24 protein-coding genes and 1 tRNA gene are annotated in these 23,366 nt (G+C 54.7%); 18 read left to right on the forward strand and 7 right to left on the reverse strand.

Annotated features, from left to right (window positions below; translation table 11 throughout):
• The first annotated feature begins 1 nt into the window (after position 1).
• Genes FLS37_RS01890 through FLS37_RS01905 form a run of 4 tightly spaced genes read left to right on the forward strand, consistent with a single transcriptional unit; the run spans position 2 to position 3,459 of the window.
• The gene (locus tag FLS37_RS01890; RefSeq protein ID WP_157314237.1) at positions 2-838 is read left to right on the forward strand and encodes an ATP-binding cassette domain-containing protein; all 837 of its coding nucleotides are present in this window, start codon (positions 2-4) and stop codon (positions 836-838) included.
• Between the two features lie 14 nt (positions 839-852).
• Positions 853-1,308 (forward strand): RbsD/FucU family protein, encoded by a 456-nt coding sequence (locus FLS37_RS01895; protein WP_157314238.1) that lies wholly within the window; start codon positions 853-855, stop codon positions 1,306-1,308.
• A complete protein-coding gene (locus tag FLS37_RS01900; protein ID WP_198314451.1) occupies positions 1,289-2,530 on the forward strand; it encodes an ROK family transcriptional regulator in 1,242 nt (413 codons plus the stop codon). The genes FLS37_RS01895 and FLS37_RS01900 overlap by 20 nt, the downstream gene beginning before the upstream one ends.
• An 8-nt stretch (positions 2,531-2,538) precedes the next feature.
• The gene (locus tag FLS37_RS01905; RefSeq protein WP_157314239.1) at positions 2,539-3,459 is read left to right on the forward strand and encodes a carbohydrate kinase; all 921 of its coding nucleotides are present in this window, start codon (positions 2,539-2,541) and stop codon (positions 3,457-3,459) included.
• Positions 3,460-3,479: 20 nt separating this feature from the next.
• On the opposite strand, the gene FLS37_RS01910 is transcribed toward FLS37_RS01905, so the two are convergent.
• The 3 genes from FLS37_RS01910 to FLS37_RS01920 all read right to left on the reverse strand — a co-directional run bounded on the left by FLS37_RS01910 (position 3,480) and on the right by FLS37_RS01920 (position 5,128).
• Positions 3,480-4,466, reverse strand: a complete 987-nt coding sequence (locus tag FLS37_RS01910; protein WP_157314240.1) for a substrate-binding domain-containing protein — start codon at positions 4,464-4,466, stop codon at positions 3,480-3,482.
• Between the two features lie 106 nt (positions 4,467-4,572).
• The gene (locus tag FLS37_RS01915) at positions 4,573-4,767 is read right to left on the reverse strand and encodes a hypothetical protein (protein WP_157314241.1); all 195 of its coding nucleotides are present in this window, start codon (positions 4,765-4,767) and stop codon (positions 4,573-4,575) included.
• A 284-nt stretch (positions 4,768-5,051) separates the two neighbouring features.
• Positions 5,052-5,128: transfer RNA gene (locus FLS37_RS01920), tRNA-Met, on the reverse strand.
• Positions 5,129-5,242: 114 nt separating this feature from the next.
• Between FLS37_RS01920 and FLS37_RS01925 the strand changes: the two genes are divergently transcribed.
• The 8 genes from FLS37_RS01925 to FLS37_RS01960 all read left to right on the forward strand — a co-directional run bounded on the left by FLS37_RS01925 (position 5,243) and on the right by FLS37_RS01960 (position 12,141).
• The gene (locus FLS37_RS01925) at positions 5,243-5,590 is read left to right on the forward strand and encodes a hypothetical protein (RefSeq protein WP_157314242.1); all 348 of its coding nucleotides are present in this window, start codon (positions 5,243-5,245) and stop codon (positions 5,588-5,590) included.
• Between the two features lie 190 nt (positions 5,591-5,780).
• Positions 5,781-7,115, forward strand: coding sequence for a tRNA (N6-isopentenyl adenosine(37)-C2)-methylthiotransferase MiaB (gene miaB, locus FLS37_RS01930; protein WP_157314243.1), 1,335 nt, complete (start codon positions 5,781-5,783; stop codon positions 7,113-7,115).
• 44 nt (positions 7,116-7,159) lie between these two features.
• The gene (locus tag FLS37_RS01935) at positions 7,160-8,179 is read left to right on the forward strand and encodes a PhoH family protein (RefSeq protein WP_157314244.1); all 1,020 of its coding nucleotides are present in this window, start codon (positions 7,160-7,162) and stop codon (positions 8,177-8,179) included.
• Between the two features lie 2 nt (positions 8,180-8,181).
• Complete coding sequence (locus tag FLS37_RS01940) at positions 8,182-8,541, forward strand: DUF5329 domain-containing protein (protein ID WP_157314245.1); 360 nt, start codon at positions 8,182-8,184, stop codon at positions 8,539-8,541.
• A gap of 21 nt (positions 8,542-8,562) precedes the next feature.
• A complete protein-coding gene (ybeY, locus tag FLS37_RS01945) occupies positions 8,563-9,033 on the forward strand; it encodes an rRNA maturation RNase YbeY (protein WP_157314246.1) in 471 nt (156 codons plus the stop codon).
• Positions 9,034-9,179: 146 nt separating this feature from the next.
• Positions 9,180-10,049 (forward strand): HlyC/CorC family transporter, encoded by an 870-nt coding sequence (locus FLS37_RS01950; protein WP_157314247.1) that lies wholly within the window; start codon positions 9,180-9,182, stop codon positions 10,047-10,049.
• 103 nt (positions 10,050-10,152) lie between these two features.
• Positions 10,153-11,673: an apolipoprotein N-acyltransferase gene (gene lnt / locus FLS37_RS01955; protein ID WP_157314248.1), complete on the forward strand. Its 1,521-nt coding sequence runs from the start codon at positions 10,153-10,155 to the stop codon at positions 11,671-11,673.
• 3 nt (positions 11,674-11,676) lie between these two features.
• Positions 11,677-12,141: a DUF5710 domain-containing protein gene (locus FLS37_RS01960; protein ID WP_157314249.1), complete on the forward strand. Its 465-nt coding sequence runs from the start codon at positions 11,677-11,679 to the stop codon at positions 12,139-12,141.
• A gap of 863 nt (positions 12,142-13,004) precedes the next feature.
• On the opposite strand, the gene FLS37_RS01965 is transcribed toward FLS37_RS01960, so the two are convergent.
• The 3 genes from FLS37_RS01965 to FLS37_RS01975 all read right to left on the reverse strand — a co-directional run bounded on the left by FLS37_RS01965 (position 13,005) and on the right by FLS37_RS01975 (position 14,626).
• Positions 13,005-13,553 (reverse strand): RDD family protein, encoded by a 549-nt coding sequence (locus tag FLS37_RS01965; RefSeq protein WP_157314250.1) that lies wholly within the window; start codon positions 13,551-13,553, stop codon positions 13,005-13,007.
• A gap of 147 nt (positions 13,554-13,700) precedes the next feature.
• Complete coding sequence (locus tag FLS37_RS01970; protein ID WP_157314251.1) at positions 13,701-14,057, reverse strand: hypothetical protein; 357 nt, start codon at positions 14,055-14,057, stop codon at positions 13,701-13,703.
• Positions 14,054-14,626, reverse strand: a complete 573-nt coding sequence (locus FLS37_RS01975) for an RNA polymerase sigma factor (protein WP_232522464.1) — start codon at positions 14,624-14,626, stop codon at positions 14,054-14,056. The genes FLS37_RS01970 and FLS37_RS01975 overlap by 4 nt, the downstream gene beginning before the upstream one ends.
• A gap of 389 nt (positions 14,627-15,015) precedes the next feature.
• Between FLS37_RS01975 and ilvB the strand changes: the two genes are divergently transcribed.
• From ilvB to FLS37_RS01995, 4 genes are all read left to right on the forward strand, one after another.
• A complete protein-coding gene (gene ilvB, locus FLS37_RS01980) occupies positions 15,016-16,776 on the forward strand; it encodes a biosynthetic-type acetolactate synthase large subunit (protein ID WP_157314252.1) in 1,761 nt (586 codons plus the stop codon).
• A gap of 13 nt (positions 16,777-16,789) precedes the next feature.
• Entirely contained in the window at positions 16,790-17,281 is a 492-nt protein-coding gene (gene ilvN / locus FLS37_RS01985) for an acetolactate synthase small subunit (RefSeq protein ID WP_157314253.1), read from the forward strand.
• A gap of 95 nt (positions 17,282-17,376) precedes the next feature.
• Positions 17,377-18,393 carry a ketol-acid reductoisomerase gene (ilvC, locus tag FLS37_RS01990; protein WP_157314496.1) on the forward strand — a complete coding sequence of 339 codons (1,017 nt, stop codon included), beginning with the start codon at positions 17,377-17,379 and terminating at the stop codon, positions 18,391-18,393.
• Between the two features lie 133 nt (positions 18,394-18,526).
• Positions 18,527-19,570 carry a stealth family protein gene (locus tag FLS37_RS01995; RefSeq protein WP_198314452.1) on the forward strand — a complete coding sequence of 348 codons (1,044 nt, stop codon included), beginning with the start codon at positions 18,527-18,529 and terminating at the stop codon, positions 19,568-19,570.
• A 34-nt stretch (positions 19,571-19,604) separates the two neighbouring features.
• Here FLS37_RS01995 and asd read toward each other — a convergent pair whose 3' ends face one another.
• The gene (gene asd, locus FLS37_RS02000) at positions 19,605-20,444 is read right to left on the reverse strand and encodes an archaetidylserine decarboxylase (protein ID WP_157314255.1); all 840 of its coding nucleotides are present in this window, start codon (positions 20,442-20,444) and stop codon (positions 19,605-19,607) included.
• 155 nt (positions 20,445-20,599) lie between these two features.
• Here asd and pssA point away from each other — a divergent pair, with 155 nt between their 5' ends.
• On the forward strand, positions 20,600-21,373 hold the full coding sequence (pssA, locus tag FLS37_RS02005; RefSeq protein ID WP_157314497.1) for a CDP-diacylglycerol--serine O-phosphatidyltransferase: 774 nt from the start codon (positions 20,600-20,602) through the stop codon (positions 21,371-21,373).
• Between the two features lie 128 nt (positions 21,374-21,501).
• On the forward strand, positions 21,502-23,292 hold the full coding sequence (locus FLS37_RS02010; protein WP_157314256.1) for a 2-isopropylmalate synthase: 1,791 nt from the start codon (positions 21,502-21,504) through the stop codon (positions 23,290-23,292).
• The last annotated feature ends 74 nt before the right edge of the window (positions 23,293-23,366 follow it).

Here is a 23,366-nt window from a genome sequence, read left to right on the forward strand (position 1 = left end):
TATGAGCCCCATGACCGAACTGGAAGCAAATCCGCACAGCCTGACACAAGATGCCCGCCCACTGGTGCTGCAAGCCAAGGGCATCGTCAAACGCTATGGCCAGGTGACCGCGCTGGATGGCGCCGATTTCGAGCTGCGTGCTGGCGAAATCATGGCCGTGATTGGCGACAATGGCGCAGGCAAATCATCGCTGATCAAGGCTTTGTCCGGGGCGATCGAGCCCGATAGTGGCGAAATCCTGCTCGATGGCCAAGCTGTGCAATTCAAAAGCCCGATTGACGCGCGGCGCGCCGGGATTGAAACGGTGTATCAGGATCTGGCCGTCGCGCCAGCGATGACCATCGCCGAAAATCTTTTCTTGGGTCGCGAAATCCGCCGCGACAATCTGCTGGGCCACTGGTTTGGCGCGCTGGATAAAAAGCGCATGCTCAAAGACAGCATTGCCTATATGCAGGAGCTGAAAATCGGCATTCGCTCGATGAGCCAGGCTGTGGAGACACTATCGGGTGGTCAGCGTCAGGGCGTGGCCGTCGCACGTGCTGCTGCTTTTGCCCGCCATGTGGTCATCATGGACGAGCCGACTGCGGCGCTGGGCGTCAAGGAAGGCAATATGGTGCTTGAATTGATCCGCAATGTGCGTGATCGCGGCCTGCCGGTGGTGCTGATCAGCCACAATATGCCGCATGTATTCGAGATTGCCGACCGGATTCACGTCGCCCGGCTGGGGCGTCGTGCCGCGATTCTGAACCCCAAGGCCATTACGATGAGTGACGCCGTGGCGGTGATGACCGGCGCGATGAAACCCGAAGACATTCCCGCCCACTGGCTTGCCAATTAATCAAGGATATCGTCATGCTCAAAGGGATAGATCCGATTCTCACCCCTGACTTACTCAAGGTACTGGCCGAAATGGGGCATGGCGATGAAATCGTCATTGCCGACGCCAATTTCACCGCCGCCTCGCTGGGGGCAGGCAAGCCGCTACTGCATCTGGCCGGTGTTGGTGTTGCACGTGCGGTGGAAGCCGTCGTCAGCCTATTTCCACTCGATCAGGATGTGACACAGCCGGTGGCCTATATGCAAGTCAGCCATCAGCCTGATGGCTGGCGCAGCGCGCTGCAAAGACATGTGATTAGCGATTTGGCCGCACAAGGCCATGCGTTAGAATCGCAGGTTGCCGCAGTGGAGCGTTTTGCCTTTTACGAGCGGGTCAAGCAGGCTTACGCCATTATCCTGACCAGCGAGTTGCAACCCTACGGCAATTTCATTCTGAAAAAAGGGGTTATCAGTGAACCGCTCGCCGGATAAGCGTACAGCAGAACCCGCCAGCAAAACCGCGAAGCTCAAGCCGCGCGGCTCTTCACAGGGCGGGATGCGGCAATACAATGAGCGGGTGGTCTTGCAGGCCATCCGCCTCAATGGCCGCCTGCCGGGCGCTGAAATCGCCCGCCTGACCCGCCTGACTGCGCAGTCGATTTCAATGATCACCAAGCGTCTGCTCGACGATGAACTGCTGATCAAGGAAACGCCGCAACGCGGCAAGGTGGGCCAGCCATCGGTACCGCTGGCGCTGAACCCCGACGGGGCTTTTGCCATCGGCGTCAAAATCGGCCGCCGCAGTCTGGATGTACTGCTGGTCGATTTTACCGGTGCCGTGCGCGAACGCTGGGATCTGCAGTACGACTTTGCCTCGCCCGAACAAGTGCTGGCACATATTGCCGACAGCCTGAAGAAGATCAGAGCCCGTCTACCCGATGCACACTGGGATCGCATTCAGGGTATCGGCGTGGCCGCGCCGCTGAATATGGGCGGCTGGCAGCAATTGCTGGGGCTGGACGCCAATATCGTCGAACGCTGGGCCAGCTTTGCGCTGGAAGATGAAATCGCCGCCATGGCGGGCTTGCCCGTGCAATCAATCAAGGATACCTCGGCGGCCTGCGTCGCCGAGCTGGTTGCCGGACGCGGGCGTGATATCCGCAATTTTGTCTATATTTTTGTCGACACTTTTATTGGTGGCGGTCTGGTGCTCGATAGCCACCTGCGTATCGGTCAACACGGCAACGCCGGGGCTTTGGGCTCGCTGCCACTGGGTATGGCCAGCCAGGGCAGAAACGGCACGCAACTGCTCAATATTGCCTCGCTCTATCAGCTGGAAAACCGCTATCTCGCCGCCGGGCTCGATGGCAAGGCCACCAGCGATGAGCGCAGCATGAGTGATCCATACAGGCCACACACCGATGCCTGGCTGGCCGAAGCGGCACCAGCCATTGCACTGGCCTTGTTAAACACGGCCTGCCTGCTGGATCTGGAAGGCGTGATTCTGGACGGCTGCTTTTCCCGCCAGCTACAAAACGAGCTGATCGGCCGGGTAGTGGCAGCGATGCAAACGTTCAACTGGGAAGGCGTGAGCGAGCCGCAACTGCTGGCAGGCGTCATCGGCTCGGACGCGCGTGCGCTGGGCGGCGCTTTATTGCCGCTGTATGCCAATTTTGCGCCTGATCGCGATTTGTTTTTAAAACTCGACTACTAGGTGCCACCATGAGCAAGACCTCAAGCGCATTTCCCAGCTTTGTTGCCGCTGGTGAAGCACTGACCGATATGATCCGCCAGGATAGCGAACACTGGCTTGGCAAAGTGGGTGGGTCAACCTGGAATGTCGCCCGCGTGCTGGCCAGCCTGGGGCAAAGCAGCGCTTTTGCTGGCGCAGTGAGCCAGGATTGCTTTGGCGATGATCTACATGCAGCCAGCGCGGCTGCCGGGCTGGATCTGCGCTTTTTGCAGCGGCTGAATTACTCACCGCTGCTGGCCATGGTGCATTCAACCCACCCGCCGCAGTATTTCTTTGTCGGGGACAACTCGGCCGATCTGCATTTTGACCGGCACCAGCTACCCACCGGCTGGCAACAGGCGGTGCAGTGGGTACATTTTGGCGGCATCAGCCTGGCGCGCCAGCCGCTGGCCCAGCACCTGATCGAGCTGGCACACGAACTCAAATCGCGGGGCGTTAAAATCAGCTACGACCCCAATTTCCGCATACTGATGGACGAGCATTACGACACCACCTTGCGCACCATGAGCCAGCTGGCCGATGTGATCAAGGTGTCCGATGAAGATCTGGCCGGGCTGTTTCGCACCACTGATCTGGCCGGAGCACTCGACACCCTGCGCAGCTGGAACCCGGCTGCCGCCATCCTCTACACCCGAGGCGGCGACGGTGCCAGCCTGTATGCTGGGCAGGACCACTTTAGCGCGGCAGCGATGCAGGTGAAGGTGGTCGATACGGTAGGGGCAGGCGATGCTTCGATCGGCGGACTGATTTACAGCATGCTCAACGCCCCAGCGCGTACCACGCGCGAACACCTGCTGTTTTCCATCGCCAGCGGCGCTGCCGCCTGCCAGCATGCGGGCGCAAGACCGCCCACTCTGCCAGAGGTTGAACAGCTGTATGCGCAGGCCTGATGGCCTGCCAACTTGATAGATTACTCCTTCGTTGCCGAAGCGTCCCAGGCCTCAAAAGTGCTCGCGTTGTCACGCGTCACCAGTGTAGTGCCCAGCAACAGCAGCTCCGGTTCTGCCGCCCCGCCCTGATGCAGGGCAAGCGCCATCTCGATGGCGTGCTGGCCTATCATTCTGGGTGACTGGCTGGCAGTGACCACGATGGGCGAATCACCCGCAATGGCCTGCACCACGGCATGCGAGCCATCAACCGAGCCAATCCGGGTTTTGTGATGTCCGGCTTTTTGCAAGGCTTGTACCGAGCCCAGTGCCTGCCTGTCGTTAATTGTGAAGACCGCATCAAGTTCACCATACCGGCTGATCGCCGCCTGCATGGCCGTGTGGCCGCCCCAGACCGAGCCATCGCCATTTTCCTTGTCCGACAGCAACTGGATTTTCGGATAATTGAGCCAGGCCTGCTTGCAGCCCGCAACGCGGTCGATTACCGACGACACTTGCGGACCATTCTGAATCACCACCCTGCCCTTGCCATTGATCCGGCGCGCCAGATAGTCACACACCAGCTGGCCTGCCGCAAAATTGTCGGTCAGCACCGTTTGCTGCGCGCCGGTAGCACGGACATCCACGCCAATCACCACAATGCCCTGCTTGCGCGCCTGCAGCAGCACTTTTTCCAGCGCATGCTCGGACGAAGCGGATAACAAAATGACATCCACTTTGAGTTTGATCAGCTCCTGAATCTGCGCCTGCTGGTTGGCCACACTATATTCAGCCGCCCGGACTATCCATTTCACCGCCGGGTTTTGCTGGCGCGCGCGCTCATGCGCACCGCGCGTCAAAGCAACAAAAAACGGATTGGCCAGGCTGGACACACTGACGCCAACGCTCTGTGGCCAGGGCGCTTTACTGGCCGCGGCCGCCGGTTTTGCCGTTTCGCCCTGCGCCATGGTCATCAGCACAAAAACCAGCAGCACAAAGCAACACAAATTGATTAAAGACATCCCGCGCATGATCTGCCCCTGTCGAGTTCGCGGATTCTTACAGCCGAATCCATTACCCCGTATTAGCCCACGGCACTGGGCCTTGCCTTGCTAACTGACAGGAGGCAGACCAGGCTTACAGAGTGGCAGAGCTCAGTAGCTCGCCCCAGCCCGAGCCGCCACGGGGGCGATGGCAAGCCTGTGCCGGGTGGCTGGGCAAAGCCAGATTGCTGCATTGTCTGAGCCGTTGCCAATAGCAAAATTCAGCCAGCTGGTGCAGCTGACCCACCCGCTGTTCAATATCGTGCAGGATTTGCGCTTCACTTTGCACGGCTTTGTTAATGGAATGGACGCCCCTTCCAAATGCAGCGCGGCCGTTCCCCTGCCCAGCCCCTTGGGGGCGCAGTTTCCAGCTAGGCTATTTCAGCACCAGCAATGACCGTTTTCAGTGTCTATTCTGGATTGTTGGTATCGGGATTTGATACCAACAAATATACCAACAATGATTGCTGGCTTTGTTGGTACTATGGCGAACTGCTGCGGAAACAAAAAGCCCCGCAATCCTAGGATTTACGGGGCTTTAGGTATTCTCTGGGAAACCCTGAGAATGGTATTTGGTGGCTATGACGGGACTCGAACCTGTGACCCCAGCATTATGAGTGCTGTGCTCTAACCAACTGAGCTACATAGCCAAGAGAAGCAGCATGATAGTAGGCCGATTATGTACTGTCAACCCCTCTTCGATTTTTTCTTTCAATTATGTGCGGGTCTTGATACCATTAGCCCCTCTTACAGGAGACGAGCGCATGCGCAAGTTGTTGTTTTCTTTGCTTCTTAGTATTTCGGCCAGTAGTTTTGCGGCTCGCACTTTTCCAAACGGAAATTTGCTTGAATTAGAAGCCTATCAGCCAGGACAAATGAAACTGAGCGGCAAAGTCTATACCACGGCGCCTGCGATGCAGGTTCGCGGACTGAAAAACACCTTGTTGATGCCCGGATTTATCGCGCAATTACCGCGCAATAGCAAAGTCTGGGTGCAGGCCGAACCGAATACCGGTTATATCTGGCGTGTGTGGGTGGTGAATGAACTAGAAGCCCAACAATTGGCGATCCGCGAAAAACAAGAACGCGAGCTCAAAGCCAATCAACAATAGGTATACCTCTGTAGCTATTACTAGATTTTATCTGCATAGGCATACCCCCCTATGCATTCGATTTTTCGTTTGCCGCGCAAACCCATTAGCTTTTAAAAGAAAAGATGTAACCCAATGAGCAGGAAAGTGTGTCGCTAAACCTTATCCTGCCTTCGCAGCCCTATTTGCATTTCAGAAAAGACGTGAATTTATGAGTAAGAAAGTATTTATCAAGACCTTTGGCTGCCAGATGAACGAGTACGACTCGGACAAAATGGTCGATGTATTACACGCATCGGAAGGCTTGAGCCGCACCGACAATGTTGAAGAAGCCGACGTAATTTTATTCAACACCTGTAGCGTGCGTGAAAAAGCACAGGAAAAAGTATTTTCTGACTTAGGCCGTATCAAGGAATTGAAAAACGCCAACCCAAACATCGTCATCGGCGTCGGCGGTTGTGTTGCTTCGCAAGAAGGCGACACGATTGTGAAACGCGCACCGTACGTCGACATTGTATTTGGCCCGCAAACCTTGCACCGCTTGCCTGAGCTGATTGCAGAAAAGCGCAAAACAGGCGTATCGCAAGTCGATATTTCTTTCCCAGAAATCGAAAAATTCGACCACATGCCACCGGCGCGTGTCGAAGGCGGCTCGGCCTTTGTGTCGATTATGGAAGGCTGCTCAAAATACTGTTCATTCTGCGTCGTACCGTACACGCGCGGCGAAGAAGTATCACGCCCGTTTGACGACGTACTGGTTGAAGTAGCGAACTTGGCGCAGCAAGGCATCAAGGAAATCCACTTGCTCGGCCAAAACGTGAACGCGTACCGTGGCAAGATGGAAGACGGCGAAATCGCTGATTTTGCAACGCTGCTTGAATACGTGCACGAAATTCCGGGCATTGAGCGCATGCGTTTCACGACCAGCCATCCAAAAGAAATGACGCAACGCATTATCGATTGCTACAAAAATCTGCCGAAATTGGTATCGCATTTGCACTTGCCCGTACAAGCCGGTTCCGACCGCGTACTGGTGAATATGAAGCGCGGCTACACCACGCTGGAATACAAATCGCTGATCCGCAAATTACGCGAAGCGCGCCCTGATATTTGCATGTCGAGCGACTTTATCGTCGGCTTCCCCGGCGAAACCGAGGACGATTTCGAGCGCACAATGAAACTGATCGAAGACGTGCGCTTTGACGCCAGCTTTAGCTTTGTTTACAGCCGCCGCCCGGGCACGCCAGCCGCCGATTTGGGCGACGATGTGCCAGAAGAAGTGAAATTGGCGCGCCTGAAACGCTTGCAAGCGCGAATTGAAGAATTCGCCAGCGAGATCAATCAGGAAATGCTCGGCACTGTTCAACGCGTGATCGTCGAAAAAATCTCGAAAAAAGACAGCAAAGAGCTGGCTGGCCGCACTGATAACAACCGCATCGTCAACTTCCCCGGCAACCCGCGCCTGATCAATCAAATGGTCAATGTGCGGATCACCAAAGTGTTCCCGCATACGCTAGGCGGTGAGCTGGTGATTCTGGAAGACTAAGATTAAATGGCGGGTATATCCCGCCATAATTTATGGAATAAGCCTTGCACACTGATACCCTATCTTTTACTCCAATCGATAACGCCCGCCTTGCCAATCTGTGCGGGCCTCTGGATGAAAACCTCAAGCAAATTGAAAACGCGCTCGACGTGACAATTTCACGCCGTAACGAGCATTTCAAAGTCGCTGGCCGCACCAAGGTCGTCAATCAAGCGCTTGATGCGCTGGAATATTTTTACAACGAAGCGGTGCGCAAAGAGCTGGAAGTTGATGATATTCAGCTTGGCCTGATCGAAATCATCCGTGGTCCAGAAGAAGCGCAATCCGATGTCGATACGCCAGTGCTGCGCACGCGTCGCGCTGACTTGCGCGGCCGCACGCCGGGGCAGAATGTTTATTTGAAACAAATTCAAGACAACGATATTACTTTCGGTATCGGGCCAGCCGGTACGGGTAAGACGTATCTGGCTGTAGCCAGCGCGGTAGATGCGCTAGAGCGCGATACCGTCAAGCGTTTGATCTTGGTACGCCCTGCGGTGGAAGCGGGTGAAAAGCTCGGCTTCTTGCCCGGCGATTTAACGCAAAAGGTCGATCCTTACCTGCGCCCGCTGTACGACGCGCTGTACGACTTGCTCGGCTTTGACCATGTGACGCGGCTGTTCGAGAAAGGCATTATCGAAATTGCACCGCTGGCCTTTATGCGCGGCCGTACGCTGAACCACAGCTTTATCATTCTGGACGAAGCGCAAAACAGCACGCCCGAGCAGATGAAGATGTTTTTGACGCGGATCGGTTTTGGCAGCAAGGCCGTGATCACGGGCGACCCGACGCAGGTCGATTTGCCCAAACATATGAAATCCGGTCTGGTCGACGCGCAAGAAGTCTTGCAAGGCGTGCGCGGCATCGGCATTCATCACTTCACCAGTGACGACGTCGTGCGCCACCCGCTGGTGCAGAAAATCGTCAATGCGTATGAGAAAGCGACCAAAAAACGCGACGAAGAAGCGGCTGCACGCAAAGCGCGCCAAGAAGCTGAGCGTGAACTGGCGCTGAAAAAGGAATAAGCATGCAGAAAACAACCCTGCCCGGACTATTGCTGATCTGCGCTCTACCCGTGCAGGCCATCACGCCGCAAGCCGACGCCGAAGTGCAGCAATTATTGAATTTTGTTGGCAAATCGCAATGCACGTTTATTCGCAGCGGAACAAACTATAGCGCCAAAGAAGCGCAAGAGCATCTGGGCATGAAATACGGCAAGGCGAAAAACAAAATCAGCAGCAGCGAAGATTTCGTCAACGAAGTAGCGAGCAAAAGCTATCTCACCGGCAAGCCCTATACCGTGCAATGCCCGAAAACGGCCGAACAGCCAGCCAAAAATTGGTTGAGCACCGAGTTAAAGCGCCTGCGCGCCGAAAAGAAATCCTAAGCCATTACACACAAGCCATTTATGTCCAAGAATATCGAAATCAGCATTCAAAACCAAAGCACCCTTAGCCCCATCCCACGCAAAAAACTGCTGAAAGAGTGGGTGCGCGCAGCGCTGGGCGCACAGGTGGAAATGGCGCAAATTACCTTACGCTTTGTGGACACCCCCGAGGGCCAGACGCTGAACCGCGAATATCGCCAGAAAGACTACGCCACTAACGTACTGACTTTTACTTTTAACGACGATATGCCGCAAATCGACGGCATGCCGCTGTTGGGCGATCTGGTTTTTTGCGGCGCGGTGATCGAGCGTGAAGCGCAAGTGCAAAACAAACCGCTACTGGCACATTACTGCCATATGGTCGTGCATGGCACTTTGCACATGCAAGGCTTTGACCATATTGAAGACGATGAAGCCGAGACAATGGAAAGCTTAGAAACGCAAATTGTCATGTCTTTGGGTTATGATGATCCGTACTTGGCGGAAAAATAAGTTAGTTAAGCACAAGTTTTCTTGCGTCGTTGTCTCGCCTTGTCGTACTAGATGTACTGTCTGCGGCTTCGACGCCTTGCCATAAAACTTTTGCACGAGCTCTTAATCACCCAGGTTTTTTTCAATTTAAAGGAAGCACGACCACTATGGACGATGTACCGTCCCCGAGTCCCAAGCAAAATTGGCTTGAGCGACTCACCCATTTCCTGTTACGGGAGCCGGAAAACCGCGGCGAACTGGTTGAAATCATGCACTCGGCTTTCGAGCGCCACCTGCTCGACGCCGACGCGCTGGGCATGATCGAAGGTGTGCTGAACGTCGGCGATATGCAGGTGCGCGATGTCATGGTGCCGCGCTCGCAAATGGACGTCATCGACATCAACGACACGCCCGCCGAATTTATCCCCCGTGTGATCGCCACTGCGCACTCGCGCTTTCCGGTGATCGATGGTAGCAAAGACAGCGTGGTCGGCATTTTGCTGGCGAAAGATCTGCTGCGCTACTACGCCGAAGATGTTGAATTTAATGTCCGCGACATGCTCCGCCCCGTCGTGTATATCCCCGAAGCCAAACGCTTGAACGTGCTACTCAAGGATTTTCGCAATAATCGCAACCACATGGCGATTGTGGTCGATGAATACGGCGGCGTGGCGGGCTTGGTGACGATTGAAGACGTGATCGAACAGATTGTCGGCGACATTGAAGACGAATTTGACGAAGACGACGATGAAGACCAGATCATTCCTGATCGCCGTGGCAATCTGCGCGTCAAAGGCGAAACCCGGATCGCCGACCTGAACGAGGCACTGAGCGAGCACTTCGACAGCCGCAGCCAGTTTAGCGACAAGGAAGTCGATACCGTCGCTGGCCTGGTGACACTGGCTTTTGGTTGCGTCCCCAAACGCGGCGAAGAAATCGTGATCGACGGCTATCACTTCCTCGTTTTGCGCGCAGACAGCCGCCGTGTGCATTCAGTGCAGATTGACGAGCATCTGGAACGGCACGAGATCGAATAGTCATCTTGACGATATAAACTGACAGGCTGGATCTGGCGCGAATTTTCCCATACGCCAGAACAGCCTGTTTTCACGCTGGCATTTGCTGGCAAAGCGCAGCCACATGACCCTCACCCGCCCCCAGCAAATCCTACTTCAGACCATCGCCGGAGCTATCAGCGTACTGGCTTTTGCGCCTGTGTCGCAATTCTGGCTGATGCCCGTGTGCCTGTGGGTGTTTCTGTTTGGTATTCAGCAGGCGGCCAGCGCTCGCTGGGCTGCGCTTAATGGCTTTGCCTGGGGCATGGGGTATTTCTGTGCAAACGCCAGCTGGGTTTACATCAGCCTGCATACCCATGGTGGTATGCCTGTATGGATGGCGGCGGGCAGCACGCTGGGCTTTGCCGTTTTTCTGGCTCTGTTTCCAATGCTGGCGGCCTTCTTCACGCGCAAGCTGTTTACCGCCAGCACACCGCGCCTTGAGGCGCTGCGTTACGCCGTCCTTGCACCCACGCTGTTTGTGATTTTTGAATGGATTCGCGGCTGGATTTTTACCGGTTTTCCTTGGGGCTCAGTTGGCAGCTCGCAGCTGGCGACGATGGGCGGGTTCTACCCCATTATCGGCAGCTATGGGGTCGGCTTTTTGCTGTGTCTGGCTGTTGGTGCGTTTGTATACGAAAAGCGGCTTGGCTTGGGGCTGGCCTTTGCACTGATCAGTAGCAGCTCGCTACTCAATCAAATCGACTGGACCCAGCCGCAGGGCGCGCCGGTGCAAGTGAGCCTGCTGCAAGGCAATATCCCGCAATCAATCAAATGGAACCCGGATATTTTTGTCGATAGCCTGGGCAACTATATGGATCTGGCGCGCCGTGCGCAGGGGCAATTGATCGTCTTTCCCGAAACGGCCATTCCGTCGATGCTGGACAATATTCCGCCGTGGTATCTGGACGATTTGCGCCAGATCATGCGCGAGAAAAACGCCGCAATGATTCTGGGCGTGGCCACCAGCAGCGACGATGGCCAGCGCTCATTTAATGCGGCAGTCGATGTCGCCAACCCACGGCAAAATTCTTACGCCAAATACCATCTGGTGCCATTTGGCGAATACATCCCTGCGCCGCAAATTTTTGGCCCGATTTATCAGTTTTTGCAAATGCCGCTGATGGGCTTGTCGCGCGGCGAAGCGGTGCAAGCGCCGTTCAGCATGGCGGGTGGCAAGATCGCCGCCAATATTTGCTATGAAGACGCTTTTGGCAATGAAATCCGCCGCAATGCCGTCAATGCCACGCTCTTGGTTAATCTGACCAATATGGGCTGGTTTGACGGCTCCTGGGCCGCCGAGCAACACGCCGAAATGGCACGCGCCCGTGCACTGGAAAATGGCCGCTACCTGATCCGCGCCACCAATACCGGCAAAACGGCGATTATCGGCCACAAAGGCCAACTGATCGCTGCCCTACCCGCTGAGCAACGCGGCGTACTTGAAGGCGAAATCACCCATCGCAGCGGCACGACGCCGTATCAAATTTGGGGTGATTGGCTAATTATTGTTTGTTGGTCGGGAGTGTTGCTAGGGATACTGCTGCAGAACTCACGATGTAGGGAGCGCACGGCCAAGTCGGTTGATAATCTTTCTAGGTATTAACTAATGAGTAAAATATTTTTAAACGTACCCTACGCGATGCGCGGTATTGCCAAGTTGCACGGCGCCAATTGGGATGGCTATGAGGAAAAATGGTATTGCATCGGTGAAGTGCCAACCGAATTATTGGGCTTTGTGCCACGCACTTTGCCGAGATTTGGCGCTACACCTGAGCCGGGGGCATGGTTAGGCTCGACGATTGAGGACATTATGCCTCCGCTCAACACAAGCTTACGCGAAGCACCTACTCCAAGCAGAAAAACCGAGCCAGCGACGGTCCCACCACAGCCCGACCCAGTAAAGCTCCTTTTCCCCGCCGCAGTGCAAGCACTTGGCTCGCCTGCCAAAGCATCAATATGGCTGATGACACCGAATCCGGCTTTAGGCGATAAAATGCCATCGGTAGCCGCCCGCGATCCGGCGGGATTGGCCGCTACGTTCGCACTACTATCTGGCAGAACAACAGAATGACCGCATCATTGGCGTAATCGCCGTAGGCATTACACCACATACCAATTAATAATGAAATTGGAATATTTGCAGGTTTTATCTGCAATATTCTAATAACAGGTACTGGCAGCTATGCACCACAGCCAACGATTACCATATATAACCGACAGCGGTGTTATCCTGAAAGTCAATTTCTTTAGTGCCGTAGGTACGATTAGCATAGCGTAATCGTACAAGCAAAATCACGAGAGACGCTCTGCGGCTCTTCTTTGCTTGCATCTACATTCAAGCGTCATTGGCGGCTATGCGCCGCGGCACTTACTTTTCTTTGCTTCGCCAAAGAAAAGATAAGCCAAAGAAAGGCGCCCCCGGCATCTGCGCGGGCTACGCCCGTTCCCTCGCTGCGGACAATCGGCAAGGCGGCGGGCTTTAACAAAACAGAGCCCGCCGAATTCCCTTGCCGCTTGTTCCTCGCTCGGCGCTGATGCAGGGGAGTTCGTGCAAACCGACGATTGAGGACTATACATGCCATGGTGTTGCTCTAAGCTTTAACTCCAGACTGCGCTACGTCGATATACCCCTACAAGGGCTGCTTTAGCCAACCATTGTGAATTGGGTTTTGGTCGGCTAAAGCCGACCCTACAATTTACGCTGTCGCCGATTAGTACGAATTGCCCGTGGAGACGCGCCGCTTTAAAAATGGCTGTCAGGGGCAAGGCAAGACTGCCCCTGACTCGTGTGGCCGGCGAAACGGCCGGTGTATCGCCTGCGCCAGCAGGCTAGCGCATTTTATTAAGCAGATGCGACTTTGAGCGGAGCAAGCATAGTCGGGTAACGCTACGCTCACCCGACCTACAAAAAAAGCCGCATTTGCGCGGCTTTTATCATTTTTTCTTCGGGCTATTGACGATGCGGGTTTTGGCAATTCGATCTTGCAGCAACTGCTTGTCAGCATCAAACCACGCCAAGACCCACGGCAGGAAAAACCAGATGGTACCAAGCCACGCCCAGATTTTGGCGTTTGGATGATAAATGGCCAGTATCCACAATGGCAGCAAGGGGGCGTAAAAAAGAGTGGCCACAGCAAAACGGATCGCCGCCTTGCGCCAGCTTAGCTGATCGGCCAGCGGCGCAATGCGCATGCGCCAAGTCATCATGGCCAGCGTCTGGCCACGCGTCCAGCTCCAGCCAAAATAGGCAAAGCACACCAGCAAAATCCATACTGCATTGAGTATGCGCGCCAAACCCAGGCTGGATAACTGCTCCGGACTTATACCCAGCAGCAACTGCGCAATGCCTTGAAAAATGCCTTCGGCAATCAGCAGCACCGCGGCCAGTAACAAGATCTCATACACAAACGCAAGCAGGCGTCGCCCCCACGCGGCGGCTGTGCCATGAACTTCTATTTCACCGGATGGTTTGGACTGCGCCACAATCGAGTACCTTATTCAACATTGAACGCGGCGAAATGAGCCCGCGGCAGGATTTTAAACGATTTGCCCAGAGCCTGTTGACGTTTGCTTGGCAGATCGCATTTGGACTGATATTGAGCTCAAACAAGGCGCGACGGCTATTGGGCTTTACAGCGCCCCATCGTCCTCAAAGCTATCGAGCAGCACTTCGTCGACCACCTGCGCAATCAGCTGCGGATCGCTCGAGTCATTGAATACGCCCGCTTGCGTGCGCCAAACACCGAAGGCCAGGCTAAGCAGCAGTAAAAATGAGAACACCATCGCAACTGCGCGATGCTGCTGCGCCCAGCTGAGCACTTCCTGCCGAATCGATCCGCCGTGCGGCTGTAAAGCCTGATGCCGCGCGCGCGCCAACGAGCGACGCACATCGGCACCGGCCTGCGCCTGCTGCAAAGTGCCGACGAGCTCTCGGGCAAAAGCCTCTTGCGCCACTTCGTCTAGCCTACCGCCCTGCTGATGGTTCATAAAGTGACTCCTTGATCAGACAGCCATTTGGCCAAAGCATGACACGCCCGCGAGCAGTGCGTTTTAACGCTCCCTTCGGAGCAGCCCATCACTTGCGCTGTTTCGGCCACGTCCATCTCTTCCCAATAACGCAGCAGAAAAGCTTCGCGTTGACGTGCGGGCAGCAAAGCCAGCCCCTGCTCGATCAGCGCCATGCGTTGCTGGCTGCTCACTTGCGACTCGGCATCGCGACCAAACGCACTATCGTCGACCAGATATTCCAGCGGATCGGCTTCGTCCGGCGCATCGGCACTGCCAAATGCGGAAAACAGGCTCACCCAGAACGAGCGCACCTTGTTGCGGCGCTGATAGTCGCGAATGGTGTTTTGCAAAATGCGCTGGAACAACAAAGGCCATTCCTGCGCCGGTTTGGCTGCGTAGTGGTGCGAGAGTTTGAACATCGCATCTTGCACCACATCCAGCGCGGCTTCGCGATCGCGCAAGGCCAGCCACGCCTGCCGCCAGGCACGCTGCTCTACTGCGGCCAGAAACTCGCCGAGCGATTGCACGTCTTCGGTAGAGGCAGACAAATGGGCAAACTCCGGTCAAGGATAAAAAACGAAGCGGACGGCGCGTCAGAGACTTGAAATATCACTGCAAAAACAGGGGATTGATACTAGCAAACGTGTCAGTAAACAGCCAGAAAAACTTGCCAACTTTCCCGCCTTCGGGTAACTTTACAGCCCTACACCAAGTCATACCTAGCTGTGCGCAGACATTACGCGTCTCGCCCAGCGCCGTTTCGCTTGCGCCAATGCATCATCTCTCGTATCAATACCGACCAAAAGTTGGTAAATGGCGTTCAAGCTCGGTATTCGTTGGGTTGATACAAACCCACCCTCGCATTGCCGTGCGAGGAGATGCCATATCCCGGATGGGATATGGTTTGCCGATCAACAAGACTTCAGGACTCTAACCGATGGAAATTTCGGGCGCAGAAATTCTGGCGCGATGCCTTGCCGAAGAAAACGTAGAATTCGTTTTCGGCTATCCGGGCGGCGCTGTTTTGGAAATCTATGATGCGATTTTCAAACAAAACAAATTCAAACACGTTCTCGTTCGCCATGAGCAAGCCGCAGTTCACGCTGCCGATGCTTACTCACGCTCTTCTGAAAAAATCGGCGTTGCGCTGGTGACTTCAGGCCCGGGCGCGACCAATGCCATTACCGGCATTGCGACGGCGTTTATGGACTCGATCCCAATGGTGGTGATTTCCGGTCAGGTCGGCACGCCGATGATCGGCTCGGACGCTTTCCAGGAAGTGGACATGGTGGGCTGTTCACGCCCCGTGGTGAAACACAATTTCCTGGTCAAAGACGTGAAAGACCTGGCTGCGACGGTCAAAAAGGCGTTCTACATCGCCACCACCGGTCGCCCTGGCCCTGTTGTGATCGACATCCCGAAAGATGTCACTCAGGCCAAAGCCGTTTTTGAATATCCAAAATCAGTTTCAATCCGCAGCTACAACCCGCCAGTGAAAGGCCATCCGGGCCAGATCAAAAAGGCGGCGCAATTGCTTGCGGAGGCCAAACGTCCATTTATTTACGTGGGCGGCGGCGCGGTATTGGGCAATGCGGCAGCCGAGGTCACTGAACTGGTGCGCCTGCTGAATGTACCGTGTACCAATACGCTGATGGGCTTGGGTGCCTACCCTGGCTCCGACCCGCTGTTTGTTGGCATGCTGGGCATGCATGGCACGTACGAAGCCAATATGGCAATGCAATACGCCGATACGATTATCGCCATCGGTGCGCGTTTTGACGACCGGGTGATTTCCAACCCGGCGCAATTCTTGTCGCAAGCGAAGAAAATCGTACAGATCGACATCGATCCATCGTCAATCGCCAAGCGCGTGAAAGTGGACGTGCCGATTGTGGGCGACGTGAAAGACGTCTTGAAAGACCTGATCGCGATTTTAAAAGAGACCAACGCACGCCCGAATGAAAAAGCATTGAATGCGTGGTGGGATCAGATCAACGATTGGCGCAAGCCGAACAGCCTGTGGTACGCACAGGATGATGAAATCATCCAGCCACAGTTTGTGATGCAAAAGCTGTTTGAAGTGACCGGTGGCGAAGCCATCATCACCTCGGACGTTGGCCAGCACCAGATGTTTACGGCGCAGTACTACGCGTTCAACCGTCCTCGCCAATGGATCAACTCTGGCGGCTTGGGCACGATGGGCTTTGGCTTGCCAGCCGCGATGGGCGCGCAATTGGCCAACCCATACGCTGATGTTGCTTGCATTACCGGTGACGGCTCAATTCAGATGAATATCCAAGAATTGTCGACGTGTAAGCAATACCATACGCCAGTGAAAATCATTAACCTGAATAATGGTTACTTGGGCATGGTGCGCCAGTGGCAAGAGTTCTTCTACGGCACGCGCTATTCCGAATCGTATGTGGATGCATTGCCTGACTTTGTAAAACTGGCCGAAGCATATGGCCACGTGGGCATGCAAATTAGCAAGCCTGCGGATGTAGAGCCAGCACTTCGCGAAGCATTTGCGATGAAAGAGCGTCTGGTCTTCATGGATTTCCTGACCAATCCAAAAGCCAATGTCTTCCCGATGATTCAAAACGGGAAAGGCCTCAATCAGATGGACTTGCCACCGCACATGCAAAGCATGCAGTTGGTGCCATTCGAAAACAACCGTGACTACGGCAATCTTTGCTAAGGAGAGATGAATCATGCGTCATATTTTGTCTGTCCTGATTGAAAACGAAGCCGGCGCGCTATCGCGTGTAACGGGTCTGTTTTCGGCTCGTGGTTACAATATTGATTCGCTCACGGTGCAAACCACCGAAGATCCAACGATGAGCCGGATGACGATTGTGACTCACGGCTCGGAAGATGTGATCGAGCAAATCACCAAGCAGCTCAATAAGCTGATCGAAGTGGTGAAAGTGATCGACCTGAACGAGGCCGATCACATCGAGCGCGAGCTAATGCTGATCAAAGTGCGTGCCACCGGCAAAGATCGCGACGAAATGAAACGGATGGCGGATATTTTCCGTGGCCGCATCATCGACGTGACCGAAAAAAGCTACACCATCGAATTGACCGGCCCGGGTGAAAAACTCGACGCCTTTATCAAGGCGCTGGATCAGGCTGTCATTCTGGAAACCGTGCGTACCGGTGCTTCCGGCATTGGTCGCGGCGAGCGGATTCTGAAACTTTAAGCGGGTATTTGCCTGTAGGCCACTACAGGCAAGACCTGCAAAGCAATACCCATACAAGTATCATTAAATCATTCAAAGGAAGCATCATCATGGCATTGAACGTTTACTACGATAAAGACACCAACCCAGCAATCATCAAAGGCAAAAAAGTAGCCATCATCGGTTACGGCTCACAAGGCCACGCTCACGCTTGCAACCTGAAAGACTCTGGCGTTGATGTCACTGTTGGTCTGCGCACTGGCTCAGCGACGGTAAAAAAAGCTGAAGCTCACGGCCTGAAAGTAACTGATGTTGCTACTGCCGTTGCTGCTGCTGACGTAGTGATGATCCTGACTCCGGACGAATTCCAGAGCAAACTGTACAAAGAAGAAATCGAGCCAAACATCAAACAAGGCGCTACTTTGGCCTTCGCTCACGGCTTCGCGATTCACTACAACCAAGTTGTGCCACGCAAAGACCTCGACGTAATTATGGTTGCGCCTAAAGCACCTGGCCACACTGTACGTTCAGAATTCGTCCGTGGCGGCGGCGTTCCTGACCTGGTAGCGATCTACCAGAACGCCACTGGCAACGCCAAAGAAGTGGCTTTGTCTTACGCTTGGGGCGTGGGCGGCGGCCGCACTGGTATCATCGAAACCACATTCAAAGACGAAACTGAAACCGACTTGTTCGGCGAACAAGCCGTATTGTGCGGTGGCGCAGTTGAATTGGTGAAAATGGGCTTCGAGACTTTGGTTGAAGCCGGTTACGAGCCAGAAATGGCTTACTTCGAGTGCTTACACGAATTGAAATTGATCGTTGACTTGATGTTCGAAGGCGGTATCGCGAACATGAACTACTCGATCTCTAACAACGCTGAATACGGTGAGTACGTAACTGGCCCACGCGTGATCAACGAAGAGTCGCGCAAAGCAATGCGTCAAGCATTGAAAGACATCCAAACTGGTGAATACGCTAAGCAATTCATCTTGGAAGGCCAGACTAACTACGCTTCAATGACTGCAGCGCGTCGCAACAACGCAGCGCACGGCATCGAAGTAGTAGGTGCGAAATTGCGCGCGATGATGCCTTGGATTCAAGCGAACAAAATCGTTGACCAGTCTAAAAACTAATTTCGTCGCTGCAATGCAGTAGAGCTTTGTCGCTGCGGCTCTCGCCCTACTGCATTTCGCAGACGAAACGCAGTTAATAAGAAACCGGCATCATGCCGGTTTTTTTTACAGCTTGAATCTCAGGAAGAAATGCGTGGATAAAGTCGATATTGTCTATCTGTGGGTCAACGGCGCTGATCCGATCTGGCAGCGCAAGCGCGCTTTGGCACAGCAAGAAAAGCTTGATCCAAAAGAGCTGGCGCAGTATGGCAATGTGGCTGGGCGCTATCGGGACAATGGCGAGCTGCGCTACAACCTGCGGGCACTTGAGCGCTTTTTTCCCGATCATGGCCATATCTATATTGTGAGCGATGGTCAGCGACCAGATTGGCTCAGCCCTGATGCGGACATCAGCTTTGTCGATCACGCCAGCCTGATTCCCGCTGCGGCGCGTCCGGTGTTCGATGCAGGGCACATTGAATCGTACCTGCACCACATCCCCAACTTGTCCGAGCGATTTATTTATCTGAACGACGACATCTTCTTTGGTGCACCAGTCCAGATTAGCGACTGGTTTAGCGAGCAAGGCCTGGCTGTTTTCTTTGACCAGCAAGCCGCACCACACACCAACAGGCTACAAGAGCGCGAAACGGCACTGGTGAACGCAGCCGTTCTGTCCAAACAATGGCTGGCGCAGCAATATCCGGATTACCAGCACCAACCCTGGCTCTGCGCCCACGCCCCGCGCCCGATGTTGAAAAGTGCCCTGTGGAATCTGGAACAGATGGCGCCCGACCTGTTCGCCAGGGTGCGCAGCACCACATTCCGCGCCTGGCATGTGCCGCCGATCATTTCCGATCTGCTCTTGCGCTGGAAACTGCACACCGGCATTGCCACCGCCAAACACCATCCGGTGCTGCACATCAGCAGCGGCGATCCCGACGCAGCCCAGCAGTTTCACGCTCTAGCACTCAATTTTGGCCACATTCCGTTTTTCTGTATCAACGATACCTGCGACGATTGCCCGGATGACGACCCGCGCCTGCAAGCCATTGCCAGCACGCTATCAGCCCTGCTGCCCGAGCCGTCACAATACGAGGTCAGCCCGGCTGGCGCTCACAAAACCAGCAACTCTGACGAGCAAAAAGCCAGAAAAAACAAAGCCATACCCAAGGGTATGGCCCTGGAGATCAAATAGAATAAAGCCTTGAATCAAATACCCGGCAAGGCACTTAGCCAGCCATCGCCTCACCCAGACAAACCGGTTTGGCCGCCTGCCAGGCCGGATTAAACGCAGGCGTACCTTGCGGATAGAGCAGAACAACGGTTGAACCCAACAGAAAGCGCCCCATTTCCGCGCCTTTGGCCAGACGAATATCCTGATTGCGATAATCCTTGCGCCACACCGACTTGCTGCGCGGCGGGTTCACCACGCCGTGCCAGACCGTTGCCATGCTACCCACAATGGTGGCGCCAACCAGTACCAGCGCGAAATTGCCCAACTCCGATTCAAACATGCACACCACGCGCTCATTGCGAGCAAACAAAGCATAAACCCCGCGCGCCGTGGCCGGATTCACCGAAAACAATTCGCCGGGCACATAAATCATTTCGGTCAAACGACCATCACACGGCATATGAATGCGGTGGTAATCCTTGGGGCTGAGGTAAATCGTGGCAAATTGGCCATTTTCAAACTGCGCAGCCAGCGCAGCATCGCCGCCGAGCAAAGCAGTCGTGCTATACGATTTGCCTTTGGCTTGAAAAATCTGGTCTTTGTCGATTTGGCCCAGCTGGCTAATCGCGCCATCCACTGGGCAGATCAGCGCAGCATCGGCAAGCGGGCGCACGCCTGCGCGTAGTTCACGCGTGAAAAACTCGTTAAAAGTGGGGTACGCGGCCGGATCAGTGTTTGCCGCCTCGTTCATATTCACTTGATACTTGCGGATAAAGGCACGGATCACCGCATGCGTCAGGCCACCGGCTCGCAGCCCGGCAAAATAGCCAAATAGCTGCGTGATCGCCTGCTTGGGCAAAATGTGTTGGAGCATTACAAACAATTGATCAGACACTGCCCACCTCAATTTCAATCGGAATGGTGATTATAACGTATGCCGAGCCCGAGCTTGCAGTGCAGGCGCAGCAAGCCAAGTTGCTCGCAACACTGTCGAGCAAGCCTAGCCTCGGTTACAATCAACAAGTCTATTCACCCGCCCTTGCCCAGATTATGTCGCTCAACCCGAAGCCCTCGTTAAACCTGCGCCGCCAAGGCATTTATCTACTGCCCAATCTATTTACGCTGGCCGCACTGTTTGGCGGCTTTTACGCCATTGTCCAGGCCATGAATGGCAAGTTTGAACACGCCGCGCTGGCAATTTTTGCGTCGATGATTCTGGATGGGCTCGATGGCCGCGTGGCCCGCATGACCCATACCCAATCCGAGTTTGGCGCGCAATTTGATAGCTTGTCCGATATGGTGTCGTTCGGCGTCGCACCGGCACTGGTCATGTACTCGTGGGGCTTATCGAGCTTTGGCAAGCTGGGCTGGGCCGTGGCGTTTATTTACTGCGCTGGCGCCGCGCTGCGTCTGGCACGATTCAACACCAATATTGCGGTGGTCGACAAACGCTTCTTCCAGGGCTTGCCCAGCCCTGCCGCTGCGGCACTCGTTGCCGGGCTGGTGTGGATCAATATCGAATATCACGACGATCTGTCGCCACTGGCCGAATTACTGCCGTACACTGCGCTGTTTTTTACGCTGTTTGCCGGGCTGACCATGGTGTCGAATGTGCCGTACTGGAGCTTTAAAGAGCTGCATATGCGCAAAACAGTGCCGTTTGTCTCGCTGCTGATCGCCACCTTGGTGCTGGTCATCGGCGCATCACGGCCTGCGCTGGTGCTATTTAGCTTCTTTATCTGCTATGCAGCGTCGGGTTATCTCTACTGGTTGTGGCGTTTGATCAAAAAACAGCCGACCACGGCGACAAAATTAGACAATTAGTCCAACAAACTCCCTTTTTCATCGTAAATAGCGGCCTAAACAACAAGGCCGCTATTTTTTCGTCAAAATTATTTGACACAAAGTCTAAAAATATCTAATCTAAACCCATCAACGCGAAGGAGCACACTGTGTCATTAGACATTGATCGTCTAATTGCTGATTTTGGTGGACCAAGTAATCTGGCCGAGCAACTCAATAACCTGTTTCCAGATGATCCGGTGTCCCGCGCAGCGATTTATAAATGGCGTGAACGCGGCAGTTTGCCACTCACCCAAGTGGACAAGCTGGCCAAATTGGCCACAAGCCAAGGCCGCAGTTTCAACATCCAAAACTATATGGCGGGCGCGCAAACCGCCCCGACACAGGAGCACACCATGAGTCAAAACAATCGCTTGGTTATTTTCGATACCACCTTGCGCGATGGTGAGCAATCACCCGGCGCATCAATGACCAAAGAAGAAAAAATCCGCATCGCCCGCCAGCTCGAAAAGCTTGGCGTTGACGTGATCGAAGCCGGCTTTGCCGCCGCCAGCCCGGGCGATGCTGATGCGATCAAAACCATCGCCGGCATCATCGAGAACAGCACCGTCTGTTCGCTGGCGCGCGCCAATGAGCGCGATGTACGCGCCGCGGGTGAAGCAATCAAGGATGCCAAACGCGGTCGTATCCATACCTTCATTGCCACCAGCCCAATCCATATGGAACACAAGCTGCGCATGACGCCGGATCAGGTCGTTGAAGCGGCAGTGAAAGCGGTCAAAATGGCGCGCGAATACACCGATGACGTGGAGTTTTCGGCAGAAGATGCATTGCGCTCGGATATTGATTTCCTCGCCCGCATTTTTGGCGCGGTGATTGAAGCAGGTGCGACGACTTTGAACGTGCCCGACACTGTCGGCTACGCCGTACCACAACGCACCGAAGCGTTTTTCCGCGAGTTGATCGCCAAAACACCGGGCGGTGACAAAGTGATCTGGTCTGCACATTGCCACAATGACTTGGGCATGGCCGTGGCCAACTCGCTCGCCGCCGTACTGGGTGGCGCGCGTCAGGTTGAGTGCACGATCAACGGCTTGGGCGAGCGCGCCGGTAACGCGGCGATGGAAGAAATCGTCATGGCCACCCGTACCCGCCACGATATTTTTGGCGTTGAATGTAATGTCGATGCGACGCAAATTGTCCCAACGAGCAAACTGGTTTCAACGATTACCGGCTATCCGGTTCAGCCCAATAAAGCCATTGTCGGCGCGAACGCGTTTGCGCACGAATCAGGCATTCACCAAGACGGCGTACTGAAACATCGCGAAACCTATGAAATCATGAGCGCCGAATCGGTTGGCTGGAGCACCAATCGTCTGAGCCTAGGCAAATTGTCGGGCCGTAACGCGTTTAAAACCAAACTGGCCGAATTGGGCATCCAGATTGACTCGGAAGAAGCTTTGAACGCCGCCTTTGCTCGCTTTAAAGCGCTGGCGGATAAAAAACGCGAGATTTTCGACGAAGATTTGCACGCCTTGGTATCGGATGAGCTGATTTCCATCGAGCAGGAACACTTCAAATTGGTGTCGCTGAAAGTCGTGTCGGAAACCGGGGAAACGCCGCAAGCCGATCTGGTGATTACCGAAGCAGGCGTTGAACGCCGCGCGACGGCGCAGGGTGACGGTACGGTGGACGCAACCTTTAAAGCCATCGAATCGCTATTCAATAGCGGCGCCGAGCTGCAGCTGTATTCGGTTAATGCCATCACCGCCGGCACCGACAGCCAGGGCGAAGTGACTGTGCGCCTGTCCAAGGATGGCCGCATCGTCAATGGTCAAGGCGCGGATACCGACATTATTGTTGCCAGCGCCAAAGCGTATATTTCGGCGCTCAACAAGATTCAAAGCAACGCGGAACGAGTTCACCCTCAGCCCGTGTAGCCCTCCCCTTTTGCATCATCGGGAACGGCGGGTTTTACCCCGACCCGCCGCGAGGCCAGGGCCACAAGCCTGCC

This window comes from Chitinibacter sp. GC72 (assembly GCF_009760905.1).
Taxonomy (GTDB): domain Bacteria; phylum Pseudomonadota; class Gammaproteobacteria; order Burkholderiales; family Chitinibacteraceae; genus Chitinibacter.

Bases quoted from the DNA above. Each gene is read 5' to 3' on its own strand.
- FLS37_RS01905 (WP_157314239.1), top strand. From the start codon at position 2,539: ATGAGCAAGACCTCAAGCGCATTTCCCAGCTTTGTTGCCGCTGGTGAA.
- FLS37_RS01890 (WP_157314237.1), top strand. From the start codon at position 2: ATGAGCCCCATGACCGAACTGGAAGCAAATCCGCACAGCCTGACACAA.
- ybeY (WP_157314246.1), top strand. From the start codon at position 8,563: ATGTCCAAGAATATCGAAATCAGCATTCAAAACCAAAGCACCCTTAGC.
- FLS37_RS01925 (WP_157314242.1), top strand. From the start codon at position 5,243: ATGCGCAAGTTGTTGTTTTCTTTGCTTCTTAGTATTTCGGCCAGTAGT.
- miaB (WP_157314243.1), top strand. From the start codon at position 5,781: ATGAGTAAGAAAGTATTTATCAAGACCTTTGGCTGCCAGATGAACGAG.
- FLS37_RS01940 (WP_157314245.1), top strand. From the start codon at position 8,182: ATGCAGAAAACAACCCTGCCCGGACTATTGCTGATCTGCGCTCTACCC.
- FLS37_RS01910 (WP_157314240.1), bottom strand. From the start codon at position 4,466: ATGCGCGGGATGTCTTTAATCAATTTGTGTTGCTTTGTGCTGCTGGTT.
- ilvN (WP_157314253.1), top strand. From the start codon at position 16,790: ATGCGTCATATTTTGTCTGTCCTGATTGAAAACGAAGCCGGCGCGCTA.
- FLS37_RS01950 (WP_157314247.1), top strand. From the start codon at position 9,180: ATGGACGATGTACCGTCCCCGAGTCCCAAGCAAAATTGGCTTGAGCGA.
- FLS37_RS01960 (WP_157314249.1), top strand. From the start codon at position 11,677: ATGAGTAAAATATTTTTAAACGTACCCTACGCGATGCGCGGTATTGCC.
- pssA (WP_157314497.1), top strand. From the start codon at position 20,600: ATGTCGCTCAACCCGAAGCCCTCGTTAAACCTGCGCCGCCAAGGCATT.
- lnt (WP_157314248.1), top strand. From the start codon at position 10,153: ATGACCCTCACCCGCCCCCAGCAAATCCTACTTCAGACCATCGCCGGA.
- FLS37_RS01970 (WP_157314251.1), bottom strand. From the start codon at position 14,057: ATGAACCATCAGCAGGGCGGTAGGCTAGACGAAGTGGCGCAAGAGGCT.
- FLS37_RS01895 (WP_157314238.1), top strand. From the start codon at position 853: ATGCTCAAAGGGATAGATCCGATTCTCACCCCTGACTTACTCAAGGTA.
- ilvB (WP_157314252.1), top strand. From the start codon at position 15,016: ATGGAAATTTCGGGCGCAGAAATTCTGGCGCGATGCCTTGCCGAAGAA.